The sequence below is a fragment of the Pseudomonas sp. TMW22080 genome (genome assembly GCF_022496745.1).
Lineage (GTDB): Bacteria > Pseudomonadota > Gammaproteobacteria > Pseudomonadales > Pseudomonadaceae > Aquipseudomonas > Aquipseudomonas bubulae.
In genome coordinates, this window is record NZ_SCFF01000002.1 from 611951 (window position 1) to 634737 (window position 22787).

Annotated in this window: 20 protein-coding genes; 4 read left to right on the forward strand and 16 right to left on the reverse strand. The window is 51.9% G+C overall.

The window, feature by feature from the left end:
- Positions 1-241 precede the first annotated feature (241 nt).
- The 3 genes from EQV96_RS09265 to EQV96_RS09275 all read right to left on the reverse strand — a co-directional run bounded on the left by EQV96_RS09265 (position 242) and on the right by EQV96_RS09275 (position 3867).
- Positions 242-1597: a site-specific integrase gene (locus EQV96_RS09265; protein WP_240881773.1), complete on the reverse strand. Its 1356-nt coding sequence runs from the start codon at positions 1595-1597 to the stop codon at positions 242-244.
- On the reverse strand, positions 1594-3339 hold the full coding sequence (gene mobH / locus EQV96_RS09270; protein ID WP_240881777.1) for a MobH family relaxase: 1746 nt from the start codon (positions 3337-3339) through the stop codon (positions 1594-1596). The genes EQV96_RS09265 and mobH overlap by 4 nt, the downstream gene beginning before the upstream one ends.
- A gap of 333 nt (positions 3340-3672) precedes the next feature.
- On the reverse strand, positions 3673-3867 hold the full coding sequence (locus EQV96_RS09275) for a hypothetical protein (protein WP_240881779.1): 195 nt from the start codon (positions 3865-3867) through the stop codon (positions 3673-3675).
- A gap of 291 nt (positions 3868-4158) precedes the next feature.
- Between EQV96_RS09275 and EQV96_RS09280 the strand changes: the two genes are divergently transcribed.
- On the forward strand, positions 4159-4530 hold the full coding sequence (locus EQV96_RS09280; RefSeq protein WP_240881781.1) for a hypothetical protein: 372 nt from the start codon (positions 4159-4161) through the stop codon (positions 4528-4530).
- 28 nt (positions 4531-4558) lie between these two features.
- On the opposite strand, the gene EQV96_RS09285 is transcribed toward EQV96_RS09280, so the two are convergent.
- From EQV96_RS09285 to EQV96_RS09310, 6 genes are all read right to left on the reverse strand, one after another.
- Positions 4559-6130 carry a conjugal transfer protein TraG N-terminal domain-containing protein gene (locus EQV96_RS09285; RefSeq protein WP_240881782.1) on the reverse strand — a complete coding sequence of 524 codons (1572 nt, stop codon included), beginning with the start codon at positions 6128-6130 and terminating at the stop codon, positions 4559-4561.
- 14 nt (positions 6131-6144) lie between these two features.
- Positions 6145-6495 (reverse strand): hypothetical protein, encoded by a 351-nt coding sequence (locus EQV96_RS09290; protein WP_240881783.1) that lies wholly within the window; start codon positions 6493-6495, stop codon positions 6145-6147.
- A gap of 10 nt (positions 6496-6505) precedes the next feature.
- On the reverse strand, positions 6506-7927 hold the full coding sequence (locus EQV96_RS09295; protein WP_240881784.1) for an integrating conjugative element protein: 1422 nt from the start codon (positions 7925-7927) through the stop codon (positions 6506-6508).
- Entirely contained in the window at positions 7873-8811 is a 939-nt protein-coding gene (locus EQV96_RS09300) for a TIGR03756 family integrating conjugative element protein (protein ID WP_240881785.1), read from the reverse strand. Before EQV96_RS09300 ends, EQV96_RS09295 begins: the two co-directional genes overlap by 55 nt.
- Positions 8808-9176: a TIGR03757 family integrating conjugative element protein gene (locus EQV96_RS09305; RefSeq protein ID WP_240881968.1), complete on the reverse strand. Its 369-nt coding sequence runs from the start codon at positions 9174-9176 to the stop codon at positions 8808-8810. The genes EQV96_RS09300 and EQV96_RS09305 overlap by 4 nt, the downstream gene beginning before the upstream one ends.
- A gap of 448 nt (positions 9177-9624) precedes the next feature.
- Positions 9625-10269, reverse strand: coding sequence for a hypothetical protein (locus EQV96_RS09310; protein WP_240881786.1), 645 nt, complete (start codon positions 10267-10269; stop codon positions 9625-9627).
- A gap of 255 nt (positions 10270-10524) precedes the next feature.
- Between EQV96_RS09310 and EQV96_RS09315 the strand changes: the two genes are divergently transcribed.
- Complete coding sequence (locus tag EQV96_RS09315; RefSeq protein WP_240881788.1) at positions 10525-12474, forward strand: AAA family ATPase; 1950 nt, start codon at positions 10525-10527, stop codon at positions 12472-12474.
- A 136-nt stretch (positions 12475-12610) separates the two neighbouring features.
- Here the strand turns inward: EQV96_RS09315 and EQV96_RS09320 are convergent, their stop codons facing one another.
- The 5 genes from EQV96_RS09320 to EQV96_RS09340 form a co-directional block, all read right to left on the reverse strand.
- Positions 12611-14848: a hypothetical protein gene (locus tag EQV96_RS09320; RefSeq protein WP_240881790.1), complete on the reverse strand. Its 2238-nt coding sequence runs from the start codon at positions 14846-14848 to the stop codon at positions 12611-12613.
- A 1-nt stretch (position 14849) separates the two neighbouring features.
- A complete protein-coding gene (locus EQV96_RS09325; protein WP_240881792.1) occupies positions 14850-16007 on the reverse strand; it encodes an ATP-binding protein in 1158 nt (385 codons plus the stop codon).
- A 319-nt stretch (positions 16008-16326) separates the two neighbouring features.
- On the reverse strand, positions 16327-16731 hold the full coding sequence (locus EQV96_RS09330; RefSeq protein WP_240881794.1) for a hypothetical protein: 405 nt from the start codon (positions 16729-16731) through the stop codon (positions 16327-16329).
- A 296-nt stretch (positions 16732-17027) separates the two neighbouring features.
- Positions 17028-17312, reverse strand: a complete 285-nt coding sequence (locus tag EQV96_RS09335) for a DUF3077 domain-containing protein (RefSeq protein WP_240881795.1) — start codon at positions 17310-17312, stop codon at positions 17028-17030.
- Between the two features lie 454 nt (positions 17313-17766).
- Positions 17767-18453 carry an SOS response-associated peptidase family protein gene (locus tag EQV96_RS09340; RefSeq protein WP_240881970.1) on the reverse strand — a complete coding sequence of 229 codons (687 nt, stop codon included), beginning with the start codon at positions 18451-18453 and terminating at the stop codon, positions 17767-17769.
- A 151-nt stretch (positions 18454-18604) separates the two neighbouring features.
- On the opposite strand from EQV96_RS09340, the gene EQV96_RS09345 reads away from it, so the two are divergent.
- Positions 18605-19033 carry a S24 family peptidase gene (locus tag EQV96_RS09345; protein ID WP_134049875.1) on the forward strand — a complete coding sequence of 143 codons (429 nt, stop codon included), beginning with the start codon at positions 18605-18607 and terminating at the stop codon, positions 19031-19033.
- Positions 19023-20300, forward strand: a complete 1278-nt coding sequence (umuC, locus tag EQV96_RS09350) for a translesion error-prone DNA polymerase V subunit UmuC (RefSeq protein WP_240881798.1) — start codon at positions 19023-19025, stop codon at positions 20298-20300. Before EQV96_RS09345 ends, umuC begins: the two co-directional genes overlap by 11 nt.
- A 348-nt stretch (positions 20301-20648) precedes the next feature.
- Here umuC and EQV96_RS09355 read toward each other — a convergent pair whose 3' ends face one another.
- Positions 20649-21278 (reverse strand): HNH endonuclease, encoded by a 630-nt coding sequence (locus EQV96_RS09355; protein ID WP_240881800.1) that lies wholly within the window; start codon positions 21276-21278, stop codon positions 20649-20651.
- Positions 21265-22695 carry an AAA family ATPase gene (locus tag EQV96_RS09360; RefSeq protein WP_240881802.1) on the reverse strand — a complete coding sequence of 477 codons (1431 nt, stop codon included), beginning with the start codon at positions 22693-22695 and terminating at the stop codon, positions 21265-21267. The genes EQV96_RS09355 and EQV96_RS09360 overlap by 14 nt, the downstream gene beginning before the upstream one ends.
- Positions 22696-22787: the final 92 nt, after the last annotated feature.

Genomic DNA, 22787 nt, shown 5'->3' on the forward strand with positions numbered 1-22787 from the left:
CTTCGCAGACGCAGCCGTCTCCTGCCAAACATTAGTGTTGGCTTTTTTTGATGTCAATGTGGTGTAGCTGTTTTTCAGCAGTCTTCATCAAAAATACGAAGTGTCCGACAGATGTTTTTTTCGTTAGCTGTAGGAAGTTGGTGTGAGTGTAGGAGGAGGGTTCGTGTTCATGACGTTGCTTAAGCTGCGTCGTGCCACTGGCATGTTGTGCGCGGGTGTCATTTCGCCAAGCTGGCTAACCTTAACCCCAGTCGTAGCATTTCATTCCCTCTCGAATGCTCATCAATGCAAACAGCGTCGAAGCGTCTGATCGCTCATCCACCGATGGCGGTGGTGGCAAACTCAAGTCCTTCCACCAGGTCCCGGGTCCATCCCAGGCCAGTTCGTGAATAAGTCCCGTGCCCACCGGGAGAATGGCCTGATCCAGCGAGTAGCGTTCCGACGGCAGACTCGCCACCTGTGTCAGAAGCTTCGAGTGCGGCGATGACACAGGTTTTGGCGGTGGCGGTGGCGTCTCTATGCTGATGCCCTCGATCGGCGCGAGGGAGGCGGGCGCAGGCGTGAATTCTATTAAGACTGGCGTTGAAGGTTGCTCAGGTGGTTCCGTGCACACTGGAGGCGGCATCTGCTCATCCACATACCGTTCAAATGTGATCGCCCCCTGAGCCAGGCTGCGCTGATGCAGCGCGGCGCGTATCACGTCGTAATCGGCCTCGATATAACCCATCGTTGTAGCAATGTTGGAGTGGTTCAGCAGGCTTTTGGTCAGGTGGATATTGCGTTCAGGTTGGCGCATTAAATCCGTTGCCAAGGTGTGCCTGAAACGGTGTGGGGTCATGCGCGTCTTGAATTTCTCCATCAGCTTGCGATACATGCCCTCTACCTGATCAGTGTTCATGGTTTTGGAGCGGTAGTGGATGGAAAAACGATTCACGTTGAACAACTGATCATCAGGCAGAAAGCCAATGTTATCGGCTGCATCCTTTAGTCTTTGCAGGTGTGGTTCCAAGCCCGGGGCGATTGGGATGGCGTATTCGCGATGGGTTTTTTCAGTCTCGGCGCGCACATAAATCCTGCCATTTTCCCAGTTAATATCGCGATAGCGCAGGTTGAGCAGTCCGTTGAGGCGTATGCCTGAGTAATAAAACATCTCGTATACGGCCAGCCAAAACCAGGCTGGGGTTATCTGGCTGCGTTGGTGAGTACTTTCTTCTTCGATCACCAGCGACTTGAGCCATTCACGGCCAGTTCTTATCGCTTCACGGTCGATGGTTTTGCTGGAGCGTCTTGGCGGGATGACCGCTGTTTTCTTGAACGGATTGATTGTGGTGCAAGTCAGAGTGCCCTGTTCAATGGCATAGCCCCAAACGGTGCGCATATGGTTTGAGTAGGTATTCCAGCTTTGCTTCGATAGACCGTTTGCCAACACCTTTTTGCGCCATGCAAGCACGGCACGGTGGGTAATGGCCTCAACCGAGACCGTCTGACCAAAATGCCTGAGCAGCGCCCGCGTGGAGCCGAAATAGATCGTTGCAGAAGCGTCTCTGAGGTCGTGAGTCGAAATATAGTCGTGGGTCAGATCCATTGGCGTATTCATGCGCAATCCTCAGCAGTCTCGGTAACAAGATTCAGGCTTGGATTGTCGAAGGGCATTTCACTAAAGACTGTCAGGCCGTCATTGAGCAGGTAGCCGCGAAGTTTTTTGGTGCTGCGGGGGCCGATCACTTGGCAGGTCCATATGTTGAGGCTTTTGCCCGTTTTTCGATGCAGTTTCAGCTTCTCGAAGCCGCGTTGCACCATCTGCCAGGCATTCAGATTTTGAGCCTTTGCTTGTGCTTCCAAGGTGGGGAGCTCCTGCACATAGCGCTTGAAGATGCCCGGCGTAACCAGCATCACTGTGCCTGATACGGTATGTACCAGTGCCTTGGCGTCATTGATGATGATTCGCCGTGAGGCGAGGCCGTCCATTAGCCAATCCATGAAATCTTGGCCTAGCCCGGTCTTTGCAATGGGCTGGATACTGGCGTCTGTACAGGCTTCAGTGCCAGGCGGTAGTTCGCTTTCACTGTCGGTTAACAAAGCCAATAGTGCGGCCGTTTCATCGGGTGTAGGGGGGCAGTTGGGCGCCGGCACGACAGTAATAGCCGAAGCTGAGACTGGATCTGCACTCATCTGATCTTCAGAGACCTGTTCTATGGTGCTTGCGGTCTGGACTTGCACCGTGCCGCTAAAAACCGAAGGGCGCTCATTCGGGTCGCCCCAGATCAGTGCCGGCGCCACCTTCAGCAAGGTAAAGGTGTTGCGCCAACCGCATGCATTGTCGATCGTCGCTTTCCAGATCGCCTTGTCCTGATCATTGGTCTGGACGACGCCCTGGTCCTGGAGCATGTTGAAGAACGGCGCATTTGAACTAGGGACACCCTCAATTCCCTGGGTCAGCAGATAGGCTCGCAACTGATCAGCAACAGGCTTGCTCACTAGCCACAGCGCATCCTGTGTCAGCCAACCATCAGAAGGGCCGTTGGGTTGATTCAGTTTGTAGGTCTCGCGCACCAAGTAACGTAAGCCGTCGGCCAATTGTCGTTGTAGCGATTGCTTGGGTGCTGCCAGTGCGCGTGCCGGATTTCCTCCCAATTCCTGGGCGACCGATGCCTGGTCAGCCTTGACCACAATTTCACCAAGAATCTCGGCGTGCTCATAGTGGCCGGACAGCACAAAGATCAGTTGCGACCATAATTCCGGGAAGCCGCTGAGCCAGTCCAGAATGTCCGGGGTAAGGATCTGTGTGTAGATCAATGCTGCGGCTGCACCATGCAGCTGGTAGTTGCGCCCCTTTGTATAGCGAAACCGGTAGGGCGATCTGATAGGGCCGTGCCACGGGTGCCAGTTTTTTCCGTCTTCAAGCTCGACATGCAGATCAACGGCAATTTTGCCGACATCGTGTATCAGGGCGCCATAAGCCGCGGCAGCCGTCCAGGCTTCTGCCTGTGCCGATTGAGATTCAGGTGGCGCGCCAATGGGTAGTAGGTAGGTTTGCCGGATTTTCAGGGCGTAGGCAACGATCTCCAGCCCGTGATCAAGCATTCCGCCGGGGTGGGCATGGTGGTGGTTCTGCGAGGCAGGAAGCTGCTGGACCAGCTCAGCGTAGCGATTGAGCGGACCCTGGTAGAGATCAGCAAATTGCAGGTGAGATAGCGAGGCACGCTGCCAGATATTTTCCAGCAGCTTTTGCCGTCTTGGTAATGCGAGCAGTGTCTGGGCGCAGGCAGGTTGCGTAAAGCCACTTGGCGCAGATGCCAGAAAGGGAGCGACTTTGTTGCGGCGGAATAAAGAAAACATGGCTAGCTCCAGTAGTAATCATGGGGCGGCCTTTTCCTCTATGTGGCGCCTGATGCTCAATGGAAAAGCATCATTAGCAGCGCATCATGTTTTTAGGGGCAATCTGCCATGAAGTCCCGATGGCAACAGATACTGAAGAGTATGAATGCGAATAAAAATCGGAGTGTTCTTCGCTTGAAGTCGGTTAGATCCGGTTCTGATGAGAGTATTTATACGGCTCAATCGAGCGAAGCAGGGCGCCCTTTGCCGTATCAAGCCCTTTCGGGTAGGGCTTTTACCCTTGGGATCCCTTCCATTCGCTTGAAGAGACCCTTTCCCTTTGGGCTGGCCATTTCAGGTTTCGGATATGTGCATGCCCAGTTCAGAGATATAACGCTCAAGGTTTGCGTCTTGAACTTCGGTGAAACGACCGTGCTCAAGGTTCTTTAGCCCGGTCGTTATTGCGTGGTGCAGGGCGGTCACTTTTGCGCTTTCATCTGGTTCACTCTGTGCTTGCTGCGCAGTGGGTACTGCTTTGCGATTCGACATGGTTACCCCCTGCCTGGCGGTCAATCTCGTTGAGCTCTTTTCAAGGTTGAAGTGGCATCAATATCAAAATACGAAGATAGGAAATTTCCCCTATAAATGTGGGATTTGTCTTTTATGGTCCTGGTGGCTGCATGGTTGGTTTACGGAAGGAAGATTCGCTGCCAATTTTATAGAGAGTTTGTTGCGGTTGAACGCAGAGAGCGATTCAGGTTTGCTACCGGAACCTGCAAAAGCCCATGCATCTGATCTATAGCTTGGCAGCTTGCATTCCAGCCTAAGGAGGGACTCAGTATGAAGTCAGTCAATGCAAATGAGGTAGGGCGTGACGCTTTAAAACACCTGAAAAGGCTTTATGCCTGGGTGCCGCCAAGGCGGAATACTCCGATCGCCAGAAAACTAAAGTTTTGTGGTTTTCTTTCGATCATCGGTTTGTTTTTCTATTTTTTCGGTGTATGGCTTATAAATTTGATTGTTGCAGCTGTTCTGATTGTAAGTGGTCTGGTACTGGTGGTTTTGGGTGTTATTACTCAGGCCAATAGTTCTCCAACGTTTTCTGGTAGCTCCAAACTATTTGGAGATGAAGAAGCGGACAGCCCATATGGTTTTGACGCATATGGAAACCCATTAGAGGCTGGCCAAAGCTCACAGAAATCTTACGACTGAAGGCAAGTCCCAAGAAAAGTTATAGATGTCATTTAGGCGACCCTTTAGCCGCAATTTTGGCACCCGATACTATGTGGTCGGCCCCTTTGCTTCCTGCCTCCTGCGCTTTTTTCGTTCCGCCTGCCAATCCACTAAGAACATCGCCAGCTTTGACACCGGCCCATCCCAGCGCCGTAACCCAGAATAACGGCATGATGATAAACATAGCCCCCATGACATAGTTCAGAACCACATCTTGCGCTGTATTAAGGGTACCTAGCAGCGGGTCCAGGTTTTTGTATGGGGAACCTGATCCATACAGCGTATTAATAATGGTGCTGTCCAGCCAGCGCGCCAACTGGAACCAGAAATCTACGAACATCAAGGCGAAAAACACCACTGTAACGGTCATGGCTGTTTGTAGCTGAAATGCTCCAACGATGAGAATCAGTGGTATACAGATCACCAAGGCCATTTTTAAAAAGGCCATGACCATTGGCAGTGCTTGGCGAACGATATCCATAGCCGGGAAGTAGGCAGCGGATCCAACCCCAACGCCGATGTAACCTGCGGAGCGTGTGAGCGCTCTTGATGTTGGAGCCCAAACAAAGGCATCGTTTTGGAGATAAGCAGCGCCTATATCCCCTCCGTAATCTGTGTAAACATTTCCGCCCACTTGTTGCCGTGGGGACACTACTTCGCGAATGACCGCCTCTTTGACCTCATCTGTCGATAACCACTTCGCCCAGCCCAAAAATTGAGTCATCAAATCCGGGTCCACTTGAGCTTGAACTCGATCTTTGAGTCCGATGACCCCGTCCGCCCACCATTGCTTGCAAGTGGGGTAGCCTCCGCCTCCAGTAACCTGAGGTAGTCCTGCATCACGCGTTGAGTCATATGGCCATGGGGTTCGCGGGGATCTTGAGTAATCCGTATCGTAGTAACCGGCCGTACTCAGGAAATACTTTGAGCCAATCCAGCCCAAATCACGCAAGGTTTCAGTTTGGCTTGCCACTGATCCAAGATTTGGCTGACGCATAAACAACCGCGCCCGCGACGAGCCGTAACAGTCGCGAGTAAAGTCTGCGACCTCCTGAGCCAGCAATGGGTTGTTGATGCGGGCGTTGTTGACGTCCATGCGCATCTGTCGAAGGTCAGTACCGCAGGGGATGGCAGCCACGGCGCCGCTGGTCGTCGCCTTGGAGAAAGCGTGCATAAACCCCCACCACACTGGCATCTGTGCGCTCTTTCCAGCCAGGGTGCTAAAGGACGCTGCCCACCCAGTGTTTTGTGGTTCGGGCAATTGGTATTGGCATTGACTGGCACGGGACTGATCAAAGGCCAAGGTATCGAAGCCGACATGTATCACCGGCACACCGCACAGCGTAACCACGATATAGCCGACATAAACGTTGGTTTCGATACGCGCGAGAGATAAGACACCCTTGTTGCCTTCGTCCGCACCTTCACCTCGGACCTTCAGCCACTCGCGTAACACAATCACGGCAAAAGGCACTGCAAACAGGCCAGTGTCTTCAATCATTCCCCAGAGGCCGTTATTGATCAGCCAGCCGACGAGGGTCAGGTAATACTCCAGGTAGTCGTTGGTGTAGAGCGTCATTTGTTATCTCCTCGTTACCTGGTGGCCTTGATCAGCTCGATCATCAGCAGCAAGAGAATCATCAGGGTTTCGATCCGCCGTACTTGTTTGTGCTCGGGCGATGAGCTGTTGAGCCTGTGGCGAGCCTTGAGCTTTAACCAGGCAGCGACCAGTACGCTGTAAAGAACCAGGCGCCAGACCAGCAGATGGCCGTAGTTCTCAACTCGCCAGGCTTGCCAGCGCAGAAAGTCCTCGGGGTCGCGAAAGAGCAGGGGCCCCAGCACAATCACCAAAGCGCTAAGGGCGCACAGAACCAGAAACCCAATACCTGCGATCCGAAAGACCAGGCGTAGAAGGGCGGTTTTGGATAAGGGTTGATCTGCCATCGCCATGTCCTCAGCGCTGGCCTTGAGTCGGCGTTTGCAATTGATTCAGCCGATCTGTTTCAGGGTCGCCCTGGAACACCCCGCGTGAGTTCTCGGTTCTGGCCTTGCCCCGGGCAATAATCGTCATTGGCGAGTTATTAGCGAGTTGCTGGCGCAAATCGAACTCGATCCTGAGGTTGTCAATTTCCTCCTGCAGAGATGACTTCTGTTGGCTTACGGCCTGCAGAGCCAGATCGTTGGCTGCGACATTCGGCTCGCGGCTGCCAGCGAGCAGTGTGCGTTGCAGCAGCAGGGCTTTTTCCAGTACATCCGAGAGGGCCACTTCCGAGGCCAGCCGGCGAGCCAGCACGTCTTGGTCGCGCTCATCGCGTAGCGCCACAATCACTCCGCGTGTAATGGGCAAAGAATTGCTGCTGGCCGCGCTGAGGTTTTCTGCCGACATGGCCTTGCTGCCAGTGATCAGGTCCTGAAGGGCTTTGAGCTTGGTGTCGTAGGTTTCCTGAATCAGCGGCGTCAGCCCAACACCTGCTGACGTGATCGTTTTCGGGCAGTGGGTGCAAGTCTGCTGCTGTTGCTCGCCCAGCACGCGAGTGGCAAAGCTGGTGGCGGCTTGCGGTGACGACCACACATTGCACACAAAGCCATTGCGGCAATTGCCCGGGCTGATGGGTGAGCTGTCTTCGGAGGAGCGGCTGTTAAGCAGGTTGTAACCTGCCTTGGTCACATCGGCGACGATATTTATAGGCTTTTGACCAGAGCCACCGGCACGGTCGCCACCAATCCAGGTCACGCCGTCATCTCCACTTTTCTTCTCGACCTGTTCCACGGCCGAAACGGCATCGGTATTAGTGGCCAGCGTTTTACTCATGCTTTGGCCTTCAGCCAGCGTGCCCCAGCCGGTTTGATTACCTGCGATATCCGCCATTTTGTTGGCCAAGGCCTTACAGGATGATTTGGAGCGATCAAAGTCGAGCCGGGCTTGCAGGATGCCATTGGTGATCAGGTTATAAAGTGCCGGATTGGCACGTTGTAAAATCAATGCGGGTAACGAAGCGACTGCGCCCGTGGCGTTTTGCACCACCGTGCTCATGATGTTTTGAAACCCGGATGTCACGCCGTTTAGCTGGTTCTCCAGCGTATTGTTCAGGCTCATATTTCCGCAGATCAGATTGCTGTTCCAACCGCCGCCCACTGCGATGCTGTCCATATTCCCGGCGCTGCCCATCGTTACCGCGCTGCCTCCGCCGATGCTGTAAAGCACATCGTCACCGATCACACTGCCGGAGGAAGAGGCGCCTATAGGGTCGGCTGCAAAAACCGCCGAACTTGCGAGTGCCCACGCCAACCCAAGCCCTCTGATAACCAGCTTTAATCTGCTCATTGTTGGAAGTCCGTGCTGCCGAGAAAAGTTTGACCGCGCCGCTGGCAGCACGAATAAGGCCGCCACAGGGCCCAGGTATAGCCACCGTCTTCTGCCTGGATCTGAACGTCACTATTGGGAAAAACAGCACAGGACTGGCTCGTGCGTGGTGTCAGTTCTTGCCATTTACCTGTCTTGGCATCGCCCTCAACCAGCTCGCCAGCAGGCCAATACCCATCCTTGGCCTTGGCCAGCATGGGTAAGTAAACGTGGATCTGGCCGGAGCGCGTGGTGATATCACCTGCCCGCTGAGCGATCACTGCTCCAGTTTTGTAGTCGTCCAACTGATGCAAAAAACCACTGCGCGGATACACATTGCCCCACAAATCCGCAGTGGCCATGCTGCCGACCTCTCGCCGCCCGGGTATCAATGCTTCGGGGTAAACGGTTTCGGGGATGCCATATCGCCAGGCTATCGGATCAAGCGTGCTGACGAAGTAGGGCACCAGAGGTAGTGTCGCGCCCTGACAGGCATACCCCGAAGCACTGGCAAACTGACTGAATGTGGCACCGCCCGGGTGGCCAATCACATCTGCTTCCTTGAACTTCAGCGCCGCGTTTTCGCCGATATGGTTGGTGGTCGCGTCATTGCCTGCCTGAGACAGTGGGGTAGGCGTACCGAGTACCGACAGCTCGGCCCACGGATTCGCTCCTGTATTGGAATACGCCGACACCACCGCGTCCGGTATGTAGTGGCGAACCTTGGTCGAAGTCCTCACCTTGCAGCCGAAGGCCGTGCACAGCAGCCAGTAGCAGATGCCGACCACCTTGTACTCAAGGCACTGTGGCGAGAGCGAGGAGGCAATAATGCTGGCCGAGTTGATTGATGCGGATGCGCTGAAGGGCAGGTTGCAGATAAGGGCCAGCGAGACCGGGCGCAGCAGGTGGCGATTCATTGCGGCTGGCTCCTGGCGCGGTTGATCAGATCCAGGGCCTTGGCCAAATCCGGTTCGCCATAGACCACATAACGTCGATCAACGACCACGGCCGGGATTTTTTCAATGCCCATGTTCCAGGCATCGGTTAGAGCTTGTTGGGCTTTACCGATGTCGGATTGCAGGCGTTTGCCGGAGGGGCTGTTCAAGCGGTTCTGGATGATAGCCGCAGCTTGTTGCGGATCTGAGGGGAGGGCGCGGGATAGTTCGGTTTCGAGGTGTTGTTGCTGGTCCAGTAACACAATGTGTGCGTCGGTAGCGGCAGTTACTGGGTGAGCCTTATCTGTATAGACCAAGGCCTCGGCCAATGCAGTGGCGGGTGGCATCAGCAGCGAGAGCAGTAGGTACTGGCATCGCAGATGGCTGTTTTTGAGGAGAGCAACGCTCATGGTACCGGCCTTGATGTGTGTTCAGGCGTAGCAAACCGTAAGGTGGGTAATGTATGCAGCAGGAAATAGATATTTAGGGCTAATGGGATTTTCTACTCGCCATTGCGCCGACAAGATCGGTAGCCAGTTAAGAAACAATCAGGATAATCGAGAGGGTTTCACATTTTCTTGGCTCGCTGAAGAACAGCGGTGTTGCGAGAGCTATAGATAAAGGGTGTTCATGATGCGTCTCGTTAGTTGCCCTCTGCTGTAGGAATCGGGGAAGTAAGCGTGAAGCGTACTATCTGCTAAAATATTAAAATTCCAACGCGTCACAGATTCAGATGCTGTTTAGTTTCGAGGTTTTTTATGGTTTTTTATGGTTTTGCTAGGTTCGTGATACTTTCTAAGTAGACAGCTTGCGGCTTATGCTAGGTCTCAGTCTGGACGTTAGGTAAGTTAAAATTGCGGCTTCGGATTTGGTTCTTACGGTGTGCTGTTTGACCTTTGTCTTATTCAAGGTTGTATGGTGAGAAGCTCGGTCTCGTTCCATTTTTTCACGACTGACCAACGCAAAAATCACGGTTTGAAGAATATGCTTCACTGGTTTCATACCGTTGTATTGTTGCTGTAAGCCGATACTTAAATGCTTATAAAAGCACTTGGGGCCAAGGCCGTGTTCAATTAGTTGGGCGAACTCATTGCTGTCGATGTGTTTGAGTTTGTCTTCTATCAAAAAAGATAATTTTGCACCATTAACACCGTCACAGTCCGATGCCATAGTTCCCCATGCAAACACCACTGGATAACCAGACAGTTTTTGTACGTCTATAGCTTTTTCTATTTCTTTTATTGAGGGGAGAGGACCTTTTACCTCTAAATAAACATTTGCACCATAAAGAAAAAAGTCAGGAAGGTACATTCCATGTCTTGTTTCAAATAGTTTTGGCTCATAGGTCCATCGAAGTTCAAGTGCATCCATCATCGATGCCCATTTTACCTCTGAAAATGAGCGCATCCAATAATCATTGTGAGGAAAAACAGAGCTCATGACTTAGCTCTCCATGCATTGTTTGAGCCATTTTTTGAGTATATTCTTGAAAAGATCTTGGCGCAATAATGAGCATCTATAAAATACAAGACGTAGGGCGCAAGCAATTTGGAGCTTTTACGGGTCATTCGTGCATCGGCATGTCTTGCGCCTTGTAGGTCGTGGTTTCTGCTATAGAATCGAGAGCACGCGTGTTCGTACTCAGTTATCCTCTTTGACTGCTCAGTGTGAATCTGAATCCGGTGACCTTACTCAATGTCTACTTCCATTATCAGTGACGATCATTATTTTCTTCCTCTTAGCCGGGAAAAGGCGTGCCAGTTAGCGCAGGGCAAGTGCAAGCTGGATAACCTCCAGGTTCCCGAGCTTGCTGCAGTGCTGCTTGTTCAAAATTTATCGTCGCTGGTACGTGCAGGGCTCAAGGCACCCAAAATCGAATCAGTCCTAGCTAAGGCACTGAGTGCCGGATTGGTTTCGGATTCTGAGTCTGATGGTCATACCTTTGGCCAGGCGGTCTCAGAGCGGTTCTCGGTAGAGGATTTTAAGGAAGGTCTCGGGCTGATTGACAGTCTGATGTTTAATTTTCTGGAGGACGATGAGGTTGCTGACCGAAAGTATCAGAAACCAGACGGTAGTTGGGATTTTGGCTTTCGCATCGAACACGCTGCAAAACTCAACCCGTTAAAAGAAGTCGTTTATACTGCGTCAGGAGAAAGCATTTGCTTGACGACCCCGCAGTTCCGAATATTCAAAACGCTGCGTAGTGAAATGGATGAGCATCTACACCTGCAGGGACTAGCTGGTGTTGGAAAAACGTCGATGATCAGTATTCTGTTGGAGTATTTGAATCCGGAAGAAACATTACTTCTGGCGCATACACCTCAGCAACTTCAGGCTTTGACTGCTCGATTAGGCAGCAAAAAATTTGTCGGGAAAACTTTTGGACAACTTGCAAGTCAGCTGCTGTTCACACCTCCGACTGTCTATCGAAAGCCCGATAGACAGCGTTACCAGCCAACCTATCAGATGACAGATGCAGATGTGGCCAGGGTTTTGTGTATTCAGCCTGTTGGGAATTATCAGGCTACAAGAGTAGCTGATATTTGTCGTCGCACCGTACAAAGTTACTGCTATTCAAGTAGTGGTAATATATCTGTAGATAATTTGCCGCTGTTAGAAGAGTATTTGAGTGATTATGATCGTGCAGCGCTAATAGGCTATTCAAAACTTATGTGGCAGGAGATAACGCAGCCTCGTCTTCTACATGAGGGGAATAAAACACATCTCCCAATACGTGTTTATCACTTATTGAAATTACTAGCGCTCGATACTAGTATTTCTCTGAACGTGGCTGCCTATCGCCATATTGTGATTGATGAAGCCCACGACTTGTCTGCTCCTTTGCTGCAATTTCTTGATCGTTGTCCTCAGGCAACCTGCACGCTTGGAGATGTTTTCCAGCGCCTGGATGGTATGCCTGTGGGGCGTGGGAAGCATGTTAGGCAACGGGAGATCTCGCAGTCAGTTCGTTCAGGGCGGCAAATGGAAGTGATTATAAATCCACTTATTGCAGCACATCCGCGTGCAGAGTTGGCACCTTTGGTCGGAGCTCGAGATAAAAAAACAATTATCGAATACTATGACCGATCGGAAATTCCTGATGCTGGCACAACCATTCTCACGAAGGGGGAGTGGGGGCTGTTTGAATGGTTTCAACGTCTTGCCAACGCTGATGCGAGTTTTTGTATGATGCCTAACTCAGAGAAACAGTTCCGGCGTTTTGTTGGTGATTGTATTGAGCTTTATCTGCATGCTTCTCCGCCTAAGCATGCTGTCCTTTTTCGACATAGTACTTGGGATAGCTTGGGTCAAACTTATGCCAACGACTACTCGTTCAAAACTATTGAATCTATGTTAATGCGAGGTTATAACTTAAAAGATTTTGAGCGCTCAATGGCAAGAATGGATCGATCTGGTAATGCTAAGATCGTCTTGGGTAGAGTGAGCGATGCACGTAGTCTGGAAATGGATAAAGTTATGTTGGGGCGAGATTTGCTATCTCCCATTCAAAAAGGTGATGTGGATGAGGCTGCAAAAACCTTTGCAGGTCTTTATACTGGTAGTTCAAGAGCTCGTTATAAATTAATAGTGCCCGGTCACATGCGAGACTGGATGCTTGACCAAGCAGCTAATGTAAAGAAATAGTTGGATAGACAAGGTAGTGAAAACTAAGAAGCGTGCGTGCTTGTTTCTGCCCATCTCAATAGGCACCATTAGGTAAGTAGCCCAAAAATCCTCTGCGAATTTCGCGGAGGATTTTAAGATTGCAGCTAAGCACCTGTTAGAATGGAGAAGGCTCGCCGTCTAATAGCAGCGACAAGTCAACTATTCGTGTTCCTAGAGTCTGTTTAAGTGATTTTTTCAATTTCTGATCTACCTCCTTGTGCAGACGGATTTTTCCAATTGCCAGTGCGATGATGAACTCCATCGCAGCTTCTCCACGCTCGTACCCATATCCCTCAGCGACCCTCAGGATAATGTCGGCCATAGAGCTGCTGTAAGTCTCGTGGGCACTATAATCAAGCTCTGTAGGCAGGGCCGCTCGCAGATATGCGCTCTGGATGATGCCGTCGTCGTACCGAGAGAACACTTCAGGGGTGAGCAAGACCTGCTGCAGCTCACCGGATTCTAGGCGCTTGGTATCTTTAATTTTTGCGCTGTCGCGAGCGTTTTGCAAAATCCAGTGGATCGTTAAGAAGACGTCCACGCACGAGGCGATTTCCACTGGCTGACTGCCGTCGACAAACGCGAATCCCTTGCTCAGGACCATCTGGGTATTGCTGTAACTGCTATCCCAGAATACCTGATCTGACAGGCCCTGCATCGTTGCTGCATCGAAGGCATCAACCCTATTCTGAATCATGGGTGAAGTAAGCGGATCGCTAAACGCAACTAACTTGCTTAATAGCCGGTACTCTTGAGCCCAATGATTATTACAAATCAAGCTGGCAGCAGGGATCTCCAGGTATTTTTTGAAAACATACCGGCGATGCCCTTTGGGTGGTTGGCAGAGGTTGGCGTTCAAATCCGACATCTGTTCGTATGAGCGACCAAACAGGGCGCCGACGATGTACAGTCGAGTGCCAGAGCCTGGAGTTTGGGCTGTACGCAGTCGGCGACTGATACTAAGAAGCACCGAGCCTCGTTCTGCTGCAGCTGCTACGACAATAACTGATCCGTCGAATTTGTCTTCCGCCTTGAATTCCTTTGCACTGATCTTCGAGCAACCGTTGAGCCCTTGAGCATGCAAGTAGGCTAAAGCCTGAGTTGCTAGTTTCTCACTTGCACCATCATCGTCATGTATAACCCGGGTACTAGATGCCGGCGACTCCTCCGCCAAACACTGCTTGAACCACTTTTGAAATCCTGTCGACGCCACCAGATTTTGTCTGTCCACGTGAACAGTGCGGTTCCTTTCACGCTGAGGGATCTGGCTGAAGCAAGTGAACAGGTTCTTGCCTATGAATGAGTAAAACTTGCCCTGTAGGCCTTCAGGTAGGTGGTCCATGCTGATGTTCAAGAGTCGCGTTTCGACCTGTTCTGCGACGAAGCGCTCGCCATGGATGCGGATCATCCGCCGCGCTTCGGTTGACTCAGAATCGGCCAGCGTTTCGAAATCCTCAGGCTTCTCCATGGTATGCAGGATAGTGCAAGCGTCCGACTCGGTTAGAAATGACAGGAATGTTGCGACCCGAAAGGGGGAGGCGCTATTGACCCTCCCCCACTCTTTGGCCAACCCACAATTAGTGGAAGCTGAGATCAGGCAGAGCGCTGACGCCCCATTGGGCATAGGCCCATCTTTCAATCCATCATGAGAGTGGAAAGATTTTATGCTGGAGATCGTCTTACGTTCAAACCTTGCCTGATACAGCTGAATCGACAGCGCGATCGGCAAAAAAGCCATGGTATCGAGGTAGATGGTATCTGGCTCGCTCATGCCATCGTTTGAGGCTTGTTTGAGCATTTTCAGGGATACAAATCCGAGGAAATGAGCATGCAGCGTTTCGGAAAGCAGGTTTTCTGCTCGGATAAAGTAATTGGATGCTCGAGAGGAAGGCTTGGAGAAAAGGAAGCCTGCCGGCGCCCTGTTGAGAACCGATGTGCATTTGACCAGTTTGGTCATCCCGGCTTTGACAATATCATCAGCCTTAGCTGTGATCAGTTGCCCTATATTTTTCGCTTGTCCCGCAACACGTACGTACTTGGTGATCGCGCCGAACTCATCAAAAAATGAAAACCCATAGCTAGGAGATCTACCCGTTCCTCTTCGCTCAAGAGCGGTGGCGAGCGGCGAGTTCTTACTCGCACACAAAGCCCTAATTTCTTCGCGATAGCACAGTGGAACGAGGAAAATTACATGGTCGGGTAGGATGTAATTGTTGAGCCTTTGCTGGAGTGCCTCGGTGATCTGGGAGTCATCAATCATTTCCGGGCCTGTGAAGAACACGACCACTTGGGCGGGTTCTGCTCCGAGAGACGATGGATTAAGGGTTACCTCAAAATCAAAAAGATCAGGCATATCAATTCACCGGAATGCAGATGGTGAAAACGGTGCCTTCAGCGGCGGTCAGTTCTTTGTCGCCGCTCCATTTCTTCGGGCTGTATTCGACGACTTGATCATGGCCTTGGAATGTCTGGTAGAGGCAGAGCCTACCGGTGCGTAAACGCACAAAGGCTTTGAGCTTATTCAACGCCTGGATGGCGTTGTGCAGCCCCATCCCAGAGGTCGACGAGTCTTTGGAAGTCACGTGTTTCTTAAAACAATCCAGAGTGGCCTGAAGCTCTTCTTCAATAGGTAAGGTATCAAGGCTTTCGACAGGGCGACCTACCTTGGCAGATATCCAGCGCCGCGCCAGTCCCGGCCCACTGTCAATGATCGAGATCTCCAGGAAATCGAGTGCTTCCTGTCCCTTCACCATGTTCTTTACGATGAACCTAGCGAACTCGGGTTCCGTTTTCGAATGGTGATGAACGTCCTGCTTCCTAATGCGGCTGGACTTAATGGACGTACCGCGTAAGCCCTTTTTGTACTTAACTCCATGCACATCCGTGACAGAATGCTCGTCAGCATTGGATATCAATTCGGCAAGCACTCCCCCTAGCGCTGGAAGGCCACTTTTCAGCAGGGAATTTTGTTCATGCCTTGTATGCATTAAGGCGGATGAAATCTCGATCAGCGCCGAAAACCAAGATCTGGGGTGAACCTTGGGTTGGCTGTCCCCGTAGTAAAATGGTTTGATGAACTCCATCCTCGCATTGTTGATGCAGAACAGGTTGATAGTCTTGGGGCGCGCACCTTTCTCACTCGATGTATTTTTCAAGTCACCTTCGTACATCGCCTCAATCAAAGGACGAATTACCGTGAGTGCTGCGCGCTTTTCGATGGGCTCATGAGTTTCGGATTCAATACTTGTGCACATAATGAGCGCCGCAAGACCAGCCGCTGTCCTGGCGAGCTGCGGAATTTGCTCTATGGCGCTTTCAGAGTTGGCGTAAAGATGCAGAACGCTTCTCTCCTGAACGCGAGCCCAACTAATGACCAACTGCGCGAGCGAGGCGTCGACGCCCAGCAGGCCGCCATGGTTCATGCTGATCGGCAGTCTCAATTGGTCATCAGTTTGACATTGAGGATAAAGCTCTTCTATGTCGTAGGTGTTCAAGCGTTTGGCGATCTGCATCAGCACCTCTTCTGTCCAATCAAATAACGAATGCGGCCCAGTATGGTGACATGAAGGCCGCACTCAGTCTTGCTTCCAATTCAATTGATGCTTCCCTGTCGATACATACATTTCCAGATTGAACAGTGGGGGGGCGGATCTCTCGATCCCCCCATCCACACGTTAGTGATCAAATAGCCAGCTTTTGAACACCGATCAATAATTGCTACTCAGCGGTTTTAGTCAGGGCCGCGTCTGGCGGTTGACGTTAGGTGCAAGCGGCCGCCGATGCCCCGCCTGCACCTGTTGAGTGGACTGCCCTCCAGCACTCTGGCCGGGTCTAAGCTCTGATTACAGTCCAATGATCTGGGAGGGGCTGGCCGTTGCACTCCCGGCTGCTTTCGCTCGGTACCGATACGAGGGTCTGGGTCGCACTTCCAGTCGGGTTGGCGGATGCGTGCTGTTGGCCAATAAAGTTGATCTCGCCACATTCGAATCTGACTTTAATGTTTTGCAGCGGCTTCGACAGATTGACCTCACCTGTGAATGTGCCCTTGAACGTGCGGGAATTGCCATGAGAGTCAACCAGTGCGAGCTCTGCAACGGGGTGCTTCGCGTTTCCGTATGCTTGAAAATAGGCTCCTTCCGTTTTAGGAAAGGCAACACGGGTAACATCCTTTCCATTGCAGCCAGCGAGGAGGGCTGCGGCAAAGAGAGGAAAGGCAATGTGGCTGAAACGCATCATGGAGCTCCGACAGAGTAACGACCGGAATTCGGCCGCCTTACTTATACATCTCCGTTTTCGATCTGCGTTTTCAAGGGGGAGCCCCAAACTTTTTTTGTCTGATAGGCATTGCGATTATCAAAGGCCGCTGTCTTCCTGGTGTTTTGAGAGAAAAAACAGCCCTGGAGAATTTAGAATCTGGAATCCGTGGAATGCAGCACGTTCACTCGTGAGGATTGAACAGGGGGCTTTGTCACTTCATTGCCCCCTCATTCACAAGCCCGTAATCAGGCTTGTCAGCTCCTGGGTGTGTGGGCTTAGAGATTTGTGTCCTGCACCTGCTGTAGCCCCAGCGTCACATCATCAATCAACGCCTTCGCCATCTCGCTGAGATAGTGCGAGGCCCATCGCAGCGTTTCGTTGCCATCGTCCATGGCCCCCAGAAACGATAGCGTGTTCACGCAGTTCAAGATCAACGAGGCGTGCTGCAGCGCTTCTTCGCCAGAAACACCGGCGTTGACGCTGAACAGGCGCTGATTCTCAACGTTGCACTTGCCGAACGAGGCTCCGCCAACCGTATGGATTAAAGGTGAGGCGTTCATAGGCCACCCCCATTCCTGTCGAGCATGCGGATGTTGGCCATTGGGATGTAGCAGGGGGAGATGCAAGCCGTGAGGCTGTCATCGGTGGGCAGAGTGACGAGTGCGATTTCTGGATAAGCAGTGACGCAAATTTTGAACGGAGTGAGACTGTGCATCTGGCAAATCTCCTGTATGTGAGGAGCTACCACGGTTCGCCGCTAAACGAATTTAGGTGGCAGCTGTGCGCAGGTTAGCGGACCGGGCATACAGGACCCCGGCAGACTCGAAAGTCTCCCACGCACAGCCGCCATAACGGATATTAAGACGTAAAAAAACGCCTGCAATCGTAATGGTGGCGTCTATGCGCCTGTATGAACTCGGGCCGCTAAACCCGTTCGCTGAATATGCAGCGACATCGAAAGGTTAACGTTCAGCTCTCAAAAGTGCAACTGCGCTCCCGTCGTGGCGCCTCCCCTCAAAGCGGCTTGATCAGCTCAGCCCCTTGGTTTCTTACATTGCCTACCGCTGTGCTCACCGGATACCACTCAAAATCGTCAGTCGGCTGGCAACATTCCAGCGCCAACTCTTCAGCTTTTCGCGCATCCAGATCGCTCTCCACCCATTCCCGGGCATGTTCAGGCGCAAGCACCACAGGGCGGCGATCGTGAATATCCACCATTCCCTGATCGCTGGCGGCCGTGATAATCACGAAGCCGTCATACTCATTTGGCTCCAGCCCAGGATGAACCTTGGCCAGCGCGGCAAAGAACATGGGGGCCTGGCTTTTAAGTCGAATGAAATAGGGCTGTTTCTTTTTGGGATCGTCCGCATCTTTGACCCACTCATACCACCCATCTGCCATCACCAGAGCCCGTCCGTTGGGCCAAAGTTGCTTGAAGAACTTGCCCGTGGTGACGGTTTCTACCCGGGCGTTGATGGGATCAGGGCGCTTGCCCTTGGCCCAAAAGGGCGCCCAGCCCCAGCGCACCGGATCTATTCGTAATCCGTCTGGCACCCCGTGCAGGATGTTGACGCGAGTGCTGGGCGCGATGTTGTAGCGGCCAATGGGCTGGTTGTCATACCCGCTGACGAGTTTGCGGTCTGATGCCAACACTTCCAGGTAATCCGCGATGCCCTGGGACTGCACAAATCTTCCACACATGGTGATCACCTCTGACAAAGACAGTGCTGCTCAGAGCGTAGCTTCATCGGCTCAAGCGCTCCTCCTGTCAGAAACATCTGTCGGAAATATTGACCGGATGCGTCCTACAACGTTAACTGTATATACATACAGTTTATTAAAGGCGTGCGTCATGAGCTTCACACTCTTGGGTCCTCTTGCTGAAGGCGGGGTTCGTTTACCGCTGTGCTCGTTCAAGATTCCAGCCGGGTTTCCGTCACCGGCTGCGGACCATATCGAGAAAGTCATCTCGCTGGACCAAGTGCTCAACGTGCGTGCGCCTCATGTTTACCTCGCGACTATCGATGGCGACAGCATGCAGGGCATCGGCATTTTTTCAGGGGATCTGGCGGTCATCGATCGCTCGATCGAACCCGTTCACGGGCATGTCGTGGTGGCACTGCTGAACAATGACCCGATCTGCAAACGTCTGTGTCTGCGTGGGAAGGATGTCATCCTCAAGTCTGAAAACAGCAAATACCCGGACCGGCATGTCATGGAGGGGGACGATCTGTCGATCTGGGGAGTGATTACTCACAGCGTGCGCAGCCATGGTCACTAAGCTCAAACCGGTTTTCGCCCTGATTGACTGCAATAGCTTCTATGCCAGCTGCGAGCGCGTGTTCAGACCTGATCTAGCCAAAGTCCCCATCGTGGTGCTGAGCAACAATGACGGCTGCGTCATCGCCCGCAGTTACGACGCCAAGCCCTTTGTGAAAATGGGCGAGCCCTATTTTCAGATCAAACAGCGCCTCCAGCAGCAGGGCATCGTCGCGTTCTCGTCGAACTATGCGCTGTATGGCGACATGAGCGAGCGCGTGATGAGCTTGATCGAGTCCATGGTGCCGGCAGTGGAGGTGTACAGCATCGATGAATCCTTTGCCGACCTGACCGGCATTGCGGATGCTAGCGCCATGGGCCGGGAGTTGCGCGCCAGAATCCTCAAATGTACCGGCATACCCGTGGGCGTTGGCATTGGCCATACCAAAACCTTGGCCAAACTCGCCAACCACACTGCCAAGCGCCTCCAGGCGCACACCGGTGGCGTGGTGAACCTGTGTGGTGACCATGAGCGCGACTGGGTGCTGCGCAATACCGCCGTGTCTGAAGTCTGGGGAGTAGGGCGCCGTATGACTGCTCACCTGGAGGGCATGGGCATCAAGACCGCGATGGACCTGGCCAAATCTGATCCGTGGTCCCTGCGTAAAAAATTCAGCGTGGTGATCGAGAAAACCGCTCGTGAGTTGTCGGGTACGGCTTGCCTGGAACTGGACGAACCTGACCCGCCAAAGCAGGAAATCTGCTGCAGCCGGATGTTTGGCAAGCGTCTGACCGAACTGGCGCCGATCAAAGAGGCCGTGGCCACCTACATGATGCGTGCCTCGGAAAAGCTGCGCGCGCAAAAATCCTACTGCAAGAAAGTCAGAGTCAGCATCCGTACCGGCATGTTCAACCCGGATGAAGCGAAATACGCCAAAGGGGTGATCGTGACCCTGCCATACCCGACGGATGATGTGCGCCTGCTGACCAAGGCGGCAGTAGATGCGCTGGGACATGTCTTTCAGCCCGGGTTCAAGTACAGCAAGGCCGAAGTGTTGCTGCTGGATCTGCGTCAGCCGGGGGAGTTTTCCGATGATTTGTTTGCGGTCAATCAGCCAGCAGAAGCGTCCAGGGTGATGGCCGTGCTGGATGAAATCAACGGGCGGTGGGGCAGAGGCACGCTGCCTGCCGCCAGTGTGCCGAGCAAGCCGGACTGGGGCATGCGGCGGGAGATGATGAGTCAGAGCTATACGACTAGGTTGGATCAGTTGTGGCGGGTGGAGTGTTAGACAAGGTACATGGGCTGAAAACAGATAGCTGCTGTAAATGGTGGATGGCAGCTATCGGCCAAGAGCGGACGGCGTCCAGTAAATAAATCTGTCCCCTTTTTCCGTTGTCTGCGCGTCGAGGTTATGCAAGAGCTGGTGATCAAAGAGCGACTGCGCTGGGTACATGGTGGGGATTGTTATAGTCCAGGCACCGCTTCCGCTTATGCAACGGGCAGGTCGTCAGTGGCAGGCGCCGCCTGCCCCGTGGCCCCGTAGACGGTTGCGCCACACCGTAGCAATGATTTGTCCAGTCGCTGTCCTCTTCGTCGTGTTGTCCGAAGCCTTGCTGAAGGGTTGCCGCTTTAATGTCTATTCCGGCCTGAAGTGTGAAATAGCTTTGACTTCAGCGGCATCACTGGCCGACAACTGATTATACATGGCTATTTCTGTTATATAACCTGCGCGTCTGGCGGTTGCACTGGCAGAGTCAAGCTCGAAAAAATCAATAGTGTCTTCCCCTTTTTGGGTTATTTTTTTAACGAAAATAGCGTCGCTCACGCCGCGCTCGACAAACGAGATTTCTTCCGAGGCGGTGTCGAAATAAGGGTGAATTAAATGAAATTCACAATCGCGGTAATTTTTATTGTAGAGTTTGATCATCGATTTGGTGCCTTTAAGCATGCGGTTGCAGTAACCACATGCTGCAAAAAGGTTTTCGGTGATAAACATGAACTCTGGCCAGCCCCCTTTTTGATCCTTGTGAGCGAAGTGCTCTCGGTCTACGAGCTGTCGCCTCAAGCCGGTGCCACAATATACACACCTGTTGTTCTGGATTTTCAGTAACTGCTCAAGGAGGCTGGCTTTATAGGCCTTCATTTGATTGGTTTTCAAGTCCCACTGCTTGGCCTTATGCGGCTTCAATTCTTGGAGATAGTCCAGCGTCGACTGATCAAAATCCGGCAGTTCGGTGATGTTTAGATACCATTCACGGATTGGCATCGACCAGCTCCGCAATATTTTTGATGACCCGGTGGAGTGGGTCTGATTCGTTAAACGCTAAGCGTTCAAATTTCTTTTTTAATTGTATCAGTCGACTGTTGTCTTGGGATTTGCTTGAAATTAACTTCAACGCTTCGGTAAGGTCGCTTTCGAATGCTAAATTCCCCACGGTTCGTACATCAAAGACATCATAAAGGATGTGGTCGGCACTCCAGGCGTACGTGGAGTATTCTATATTTCTAACGTTCAGCTGTTCATCCTTGTTCTCGAATACATGCAGTGAACTGGTTTCTTGTTCAAGATCAGAAATGATGAAGTGCGAGTGGGTGGCTATGATGACGTGACTGCCTGGGAATGAGCTTAATGCGCGTTTAAGCAGTGCCACATATTTTATTTGCCAGCTTGGGTGGAGGCTAAGTTCTGGTTCGTCGATGAAGACAAGGCAGTTGGGCTTCGCATGCCGGATAAGGCTGGAGAATGTATAGAGAAGTTGGGTTTCTCCGGAGCTGGAGTGGCCGAATCCAAATTTTTTATTTGTATGGAGTTTCTGTATGTTCAGGTCGACATCTGAAATCATGCCAATACGCCGAAATACGTTAATCCCGAAATAAAGGTCGCTGTAGTCGGCAGCGGTGTTGTTGAGGTCTATGGTGACACTATTTTGACGTCCAGCGAATATTTCGTTCATCAGGCCATGACATGCTCGAGACGCATCTTCATAGGTGAAGTTCCGAAACATTTGGACTTGTAATCTGGAGCTTTTGCTTGAGTAGTTATGAACTGCCAGCATTAAATGGACAGGGTCGGCGACCAGTTCGCGGAATTCTTCGAGATTACTTACGCTGAAAGCAACTTCAATCGTGGGCGAAATCCCTAAGTATTTAAATAGCTCTGCAAGCGAGTGGTGATGATGCCGCAATGGAATATTAAGAAGGTTTTCGATTGTGCGGCGTGACAGCGTTGCTGTCCAAGACGCATTGGACGTTTCACGTACACCGCAGTATCGATAAAAGTCATCTTCGTCTGAGTCAGCAAAGGGGAACTTATCATTTACGGTGGAGCTGATTGCTAGGACTCGTGAGGGTAAGGGGAGATCAAATGCGGAGGCCTCCTCTCCATCGATGGTAAAGCGTACGCCAAACTCGCCAGCTTGGCACTCGACCAGATCCCCACCAATGTAATATTTGAATTGCAGCTGGTCAGTAATCGCTCCTTTTTTCTTCACGGTACTGAATTTTCCATGCTGGTTCTTCGCCTCAGAGAGCAAGCGGAATGACTCAATCAGCGAAACTATGAAGCGCGTTTTTCCTGTAGCGTTTCCGCCGACAATAACGCTTTTGAAAGGTGTTGCGCCTCCTGTCGAAGGAGCCACAAATTCTTGATTCTTAGGTTTAAGTACATGTATCAATCTGAACAAGATATAACTCCCGCAGCGCAGCGGCACTTCCTGCGAACGTTGTCTTAACTGTCGAATATTGAGCTAAAGTTGTTCCAGCGCTGACACCTGCC